The following is a 5,901-nucleotide window of genomic DNA, read 5'->3' on the forward strand; positions in this document are numbered from 1 at the left end:
CCCCGAGGCCGCCCGCACCCACCTCCGCCGGGCCCGCGGCGCCGCCCGCGTCCTCGCCGCCGACCCCTACGGCGACAGGGTCCGGGCCGCCATCCGGCGCATGGAGGTCCGACTGGAGGAAGGCGGGCCGGCCGGGGGATGGAGACCGCCGAGGCGGCGCCCGTAGGGCGGGGCGGGCCAGGACGGGGCGGAGCGGAGCAGGGCGGGCGCCGGGGCGGTCAACGCCCGTAGGTCTCCTCGCAGATGGCCGCCTCCGGACTGCCCGCGGGCCAGTGGCCGTACTCCCTGCCCAGGGCGCAGACCTCCGCCCGCCCGCGCAGGTCGCGGCGGAGCGCCTCCGCGGCCTCGGACACCTCCGCGTCGGGTGTCCGGGGCGGGGTGGCCCTGCCGTGGACCGGGCCGCCGGGGGCCGGTCTGCGGTTCCGGTCGTCCGGCGGCGCCGTCCCCCGTGGGGCGGGTGCCGTGGGGGTGGCGCGGCGCGAGGGGGACGCGGGCGACTTCTTAGGGCGCGACGGCGCGATCATCTCCAGGGCCTCGCGCGCGGGCGCCTGGACCGCCTGCCGTGTCCGGGTGTCCGGGTGCGGCTCCGACAGCCGGGCCGCGCCCGCGTCCGGGCCGGGCGCGGGGGGACGCTGCACCGTCACGCAGCCCGAGAGGGCGGAGAGCGCCACGGTCACCAGCAGTGCTGCTCTGGTCGTCTTTCGATGCACCCGCCTCACTCTGCTCCCTCCGGCCGCCCGCGGGCCGGAGGGCGGGCGGAGGATGCCCCGCAAGGGTGATCTCCGGCCCCTTACGGGGGTCGCGGGAGCGCCGAGGGTGACGCGCGGTCGGGCCCCGGCCGGGGGACGGCGGGAGCGGGTGCACCGAGAGCGGCGGCGTTCCCGGCCGGCTCGGCGCGGCCGTCAGTCGCCGGTGGCGCCGTCGAGCCGCTCGCGGAGCAGGTCGGCGTGGCCGTTGTGGCGCGCGTACTCCTCGATCATGTGGGTGTGGATCCAGCGCAGGGTGAACCGCTCGCCGGACCTGTGCCGGCCCCTGGCCAGGTCGTCCAGGCCGAAGCCGGCCGCGTTGCGCCGGGCGACGTCCACCTCGGCCTGCCAGGTGGTGTACGCCTCCTGCCAGGTCTCCGTCCCGGTGAGGTGGAAGTCGCCGTCCGGGTCGGCCTCGTCGTAGTGGAGCGGTTCGGCGTCCTCGCCCGCGAGAACCCTGCGGTACCAGCCGCGCTCGACGTCCGCCATGTGCCGTACCAGCCCCATCAGCGACAGGTCGGACGGCGGGACCGAGGCGGTGCGCAGTTGCTCGTCGGTCAGCCCTTCGCACTTCTGGGCGAGGGTCTGGCGGTGGTAGTCGAGCCAGCCCTCCAGCATGGCGCGGTCGGCGGCGTCCGTGGCGGGTACGTGGCGCTGAATCGTCATGTACACATCTTTTCTGGCCGCGGGGTCCGCGGCCAGGGATTTATCGGCCGCCGGGCGCCCGGCGGGGGGTGAGCATCCCGTCCAGCAGTTCCCGCAGGCTCGCCCGCACCTCCTCCAGGGCGGGTGCGCGCGTGCTGAACGACCCGGCCACGCAGGAGAACATCAGCCCGTCCGCCCAGGCGATCAGCGACAGCGCGTGCCGGTCGGGGTCCGTGGAACCGAGCCCGGTGACCAGGCCGGTGAGCAGGTCGCGGAACCGGGCTCCGGCCGCGTCGAAGTGGGTCCGCAGCTCGGGGCGGCGGGTGGCCTCCAGGGCCAGTTCGTAGCGGGCGAGGACCAGTTCGCGGTTCCGGGTCAGGGCCCGGTGGACGGCCAGCGCCATCGCGTCGGTCAACGGGTCCGCCCCGGCCCGCGGGTCCGGCATCTCGTGCAGTCCGAGCACCCGCGCCTCCCGCTCGGCGAGCCGCCGCACCGCCAGCTCCAGCAGTGCCTGCCGGGTGCGCGCCACGTTCGAGGTGGAGCCCTGGGGGAGCCCGGCCGTCTCGTCGACCGCCCGGTGGGTGAGGCCGCGCATGCCGCGTCCGGCGAGCAGGGTGAGGGCGGCGTCGGCGACGAGATCGGCGCGGGAGGCGCCCGTGGTGCGTGCGGTGCGTGCGGACATGGAGGTCAAGCTACCCGCCTCACTACGGTTGTAGTACAGTCGGCCCCGGGAGCCACTACAGATGTAGTGGCCGGGTGTGCGGGAGCCGGTCGGCCGGGAACCGAGGAGGAACCATGGCACAGGCACAGGTGGAACGGGCCGTCGTGATCGGCGGGGGGATCGGCGGCCTGACCGCGGCCGCCGCCCTGCACCGGCGCGGCACGAGGGTGACCGTGCTGGAACGGTCCGCCTCCCTGGAGCCGGTCGGCTCCGCCATCTCCCTCGCCCCCAACGCACTGCGCGCACTGGACGTCATCGGGCTCGGCGACGACATCCGCGCCCTGTCCGCCTGGCAGGGCGACGGGGGAGTGCGCGCACCGGGCGGCCGCTGGCTCGCCCGGACCGGTGCGGAGGCCGCGGCCGAACGCTTCGGGGGACCCCTCGTCCTACTCCACCGCGCCACCCTCGTCGACCACCTGGCCGGACGGCTCCCGGCGGGCACCGTCCGCACGGCCACCGCCGCGCACCTCGTCGACGCGGGGCACCCCGGCGACCCCGCCCGGCCCGCCCGCGTGGGCACCGCCGACGGCGAACTCGAGGCCGACCTGGTGGTGGCCGCCGACGGCATCCACTCCGCCGTGCGCCGCGCGCTCTTCCCGCACCACCCCGGGCCGGTGTACTCCGGCTTCACCACCTGGCGGACGGTGGTCCCGCTGCCCGGCGTGCGGTTCGCCTCGCACGAGACCTGGGGACCGGGCCGCCTCTGGGGAACGCACCCGCTCAAGGACGGCCGTGTCTACGCGTACGCCGCCGCCCTGGCCCCCGCCGGGGAACGCGCCGACGACGAGCGTGCCGAACTGCTGCGCCGCTACGGGGACTGGCACGACCCGATCCCCGCCGTGCTGGACGCCGTCCGGCCCGAGGACGTGCTGCGGCACGACGTCCACCACATCGCCGAACCGCTGCCCGCCTACCACCACGGCCGGGTCGCCCTGGTCGGCGACGCCGCGCACGCGATGCCGCCCACCCTGGGCCAGGGGGGAAACCAGGCCATCGAGGACGCGGTCACCCTCGCCCACCGCAGCGGCGACCTCCCCGCGTACACCGCCGACCGGCTGCCCCGCACGACCGGCATCGCCCGCCGGGCGGTGCGGACGGCCCGCCTCGGCCTGATGACCGGCCGGGCCGGGACCGCCGTACGCGACACCGCGATCACCGTGCTCTCCAGGGCCGTCCCGGGACTGCTCCTGCGGAGCTTCGACGAGATCGCCTCCTGGCGGCCCCCGACGCCGGACGCCGTATCCTTCGGGGCGGAACCACGACAGTGATCACGGCGGCGACGACCACGGCGCCGACGGAGCCGGGCCCGGGCCCGTGCCCGTGCCCGTGACAGGAAACCGCTGGAGGAGAACGCCCCGTGAAGGTCGGCTGCATCGGACTCGGCGACATCGCGCAGAAGGCCTACCTCCCGGTGCTCGCCACCCGGCCCGGGGTGGAACTGCACCTGCAGACCCGTACCCCCGCGACGCTCACCCGCGTCGCCGACGGCCTCCACCTGCCGCCCGGGCAGCGGCACGCCGACCTCGACGCCCTGCTCGGCCAAGGCCTCGACGCCGCCTTCGTGCACGCCCCGACCCAGGTCCACCCGCAGATCGTGACCCGGCTGCTCGAGGCGGGCGTCCCGACGTACGTCGACAAGCCGCTCGCCTACGAACTCGCCGACTCCACCCGCCTCGTGGCCCTCGCCGAGGAGCGGGGGACGAGCCTCGCCGTCGGCTTCAACCGGCGCTTCGCCCCCGGCTACGCGCAGTGCGCCGACCACCCGCGCGAGCTGATCCTGCTGCAGAAGAACCGGACCGGGCTGCCGGAGGAAGCGCGCACGATGATCCTCGACGACTTCATCCACGTCGTCGACACCCTGCGCTTCCTGGTCCCCGGCCCGGTCGACGACGTGACCGTGCGGGCCCGCACCGGGGACGGGCTGCTGCACCACGTGGTGCTCCAGCTCGCCGGGGACGGCTTCACCGCCCTCGGCGTGATGAACAGGCTCAGCGGCTCGGCCGAGGAGATCCTCGAGGTCTCCGGCCGGGACACCAAGCGGCAGGTGGTCAACCTCGCCGAGGTGATCGACCACCGGGGCCGGCCCACCGTGCACCGGCGGGGCGACTGGGTGCCGGTGGCCCGCCAGCGTGGTATCGAGCAGGCGGTGCTCGCCTTCCTCCACGCGGTCGAGGAGGGCAGGACGCTCAGTGCCCGGGACGCGCTGGCGACCCATGAGCTGTGCGAGCGCGTGGTCCGTGAGATCCAGGAGCGGTCCGCCGCCTGAGCCGTACGGCCCGTACGGCTTCGGCGGCCCCCCAGGCGGCCAGCACCAGCAGCGCCGCGTGCAGCGGCCAGTCGCCGAAGCGGACGTAGGGCGTGGTGCCGTGGGCGAGCGGGACGTCGTACACCCGCGCGGTGCTCGCGTCCGTGCCGAGCCACGGGCCGATCCGTCCGCCGTCCGGGCCATGGACGGCGGAGACGCCGGTCAGCGTCGCGTGCACCACCGGCCGCCCGGTCTCGGCGGCGCGCAGCGCGGCGAGCGAGGCGTGCTGCCCGGGTGCCCAGCTCTGCTGGAACGTCGACGTGGACGACTGGGCCAGCAGCACGTCGGCGCCCTTCCCGGCCAGGTTCCGGCTCATGTCCGGGAACGCGGACTCGAAGCACACCATCGGGCCGATCCGCAGCCCGCCGCCCGCGTCCATCACCACCTGCTCGGTGCCGCGCCTGCGGTCCTCGCCCGCCGCCTCGCCCACGGACGTGGCCCAGCCCAGCAGGGAGCGGGCCGGGACGTACTCCCCGAACGGGACCAGGCGCATCTTGTCGTACCGCTCCCCGGTGGGGCCGTCGGGGCCGACCAGCACCGAACTCTTGTGGATGCCGGGCCGGTCGGAGCGCCGCGCGTCCACGTTGACCAGGACCGCGGCACCCGCCGCGCGGGACAGTGCGGCGAGCCGCCGCGCCAGGTCGGGACGGGCGCCGAGGTCGAACCCGACGCTGCTCTCACCCCAGACGACCAGGTCGGCATCCTGACCCGCGAGCCGGCGGGTGAGCCGCTCCTCGAGGCCGAAGCGCCGATTCGCGCTGTCCGGCCCGGAGACGACGCCCGGCTGGACCACCGCGATCCTCGTCCGGCCGTCGGCCTGCGCGGCGGGCGCTCCCACCCACACGACGGACGTGACCACGCCCGCGGCGACCAGGCTGGCCACGGCCGGCACCCTCGCCCGGCGCACCGTGAACAGCACGGCCACGGCGACGTTCAGCAGCACCAGCAGGAAGCTGATCAGCCACACCCCGCCGACCGACGCCAGCCGCAGCGCCGGCGTCACCTGCCACTGACTCGCACCGAGCACGCCCCACGGACCGCCCAGCGCCTCCCAGGAACGGACCAGTTCGGCGGCCAGCCAGGCCGAGGGCAGCACGACCAGCGCGGCCGCGGCCCGCCCCCGCGACGGCGCCCCGCCCAGCAGCCGCCGCACCAGCCACCCCCAGGGCGCCCACAGCGCGCCGAGCAGGGCCGCGAGGACGAACGTGAACACGTGCAGGTTCGGCAGCAGCCAGTGGTGCATCGCGAGCATGAAGCCGAACCCGCCCCACCAGCCGTCGGCCGCGGCACGCCGGCCGGTGGGCGCGGTGCGGGCCAGCGCGATCCACGGCACCAGCGCGACGGGGGCGAACCACCGCAGGGACGGCGCCGGGAAGGCCAGGACGGGCAGGGCACCCGCGGCCGCGGCGACAACCGGGCGCCGCCACGGGGAACCCAGCAGGTGGCCGAGTGTCTTCAATGGCGTCTCCCTGCCCCTCCCGACC

The 5,901-nt window shown here is 76.0% G+C and carries 6 protein-coding genes; 2 read left to right on the forward strand and 4 right to left on the reverse strand.

The features are described 5' to 3' along the window. Positions 1-218 precede the first annotated feature (218 nt). The 3 genes from AOK18_RS27705 to AOK18_RS27715 form a co-directional block, all read right to left on the reverse strand. Complete coding sequence (locus AOK18_RS27705) at positions 219-710, reverse strand: hypothetical protein (protein ID WP_338119143.1); 492 nt, start codon at positions 708-710, stop codon at positions 219-221. Between the two features lie 192 nt (positions 711-902). Further along, positions 903-1,412, reverse strand: a complete 510-nt coding sequence (locus AOK18_RS27710) for a DinB family protein (RefSeq protein ID WP_055696106.1) — start codon at positions 1,410-1,412, stop codon at positions 903-905. Positions 1,413-1,452: 40 nt separating this feature from the next. Continuing rightward, positions 1,453-2,073, reverse strand: coding sequence for a TetR/AcrR family transcriptional regulator (locus tag AOK18_RS27715; RefSeq protein ID WP_055696107.1), 621 nt, complete (start codon positions 2,071-2,073; stop codon positions 1,453-1,455). A 113-nt stretch (positions 2,074-2,186) separates the two neighbouring features. Here AOK18_RS27715 and AOK18_RS27720 point away from each other — a divergent pair, with 113 nt between their 5' ends. Both AOK18_RS27720 and AOK18_RS27725 read left to right on the forward strand, forming a co-directional pair. After that, the gene (locus tag AOK18_RS27720) at positions 2,187-3,380 is read left to right on the forward strand and encodes an FAD-dependent monooxygenase (RefSeq protein ID WP_055696108.1); all 1,194 of its coding nucleotides are present in this window, start codon (positions 2,187-2,189) and stop codon (positions 3,378-3,380) included. An 89-nt stretch (positions 3,381-3,469) separates the two neighbouring features. Then, positions 3,470-4,378: a Gfo/Idh/MocA family protein gene (locus tag AOK18_RS27725; RefSeq protein ID WP_055696109.1), complete on the forward strand. Its 909-nt coding sequence runs from the start codon at positions 3,470-3,472 to the stop codon at positions 4,376-4,378. Here the strand turns inward: AOK18_RS27725 and lnt are convergent. After that, the gene (lnt, locus tag AOK18_RS27730; protein WP_055696110.1) at positions 4,299-5,876 is read right to left on the reverse strand and encodes an apolipoprotein N-acyltransferase; all 1,578 of its coding nucleotides are present in this window, start codon (positions 5,874-5,876) and stop codon (positions 4,299-4,301) included. The two genes, AOK18_RS27725 and lnt, sit on opposite strands and share 80 nt — an antisense overlap. Positions 5,877-5,901: the final 25 nt, after the last annotated feature.

It is taken from the genome of Streptomyces prasinopilosus (assembly GCF_001419695.1).
Taxonomy (GTDB): Bacteria; Actinomycetota; Actinomycetes; order Streptomycetales; family Streptomycetaceae; genus Streptomyces; species Streptomyces prasinopilosus.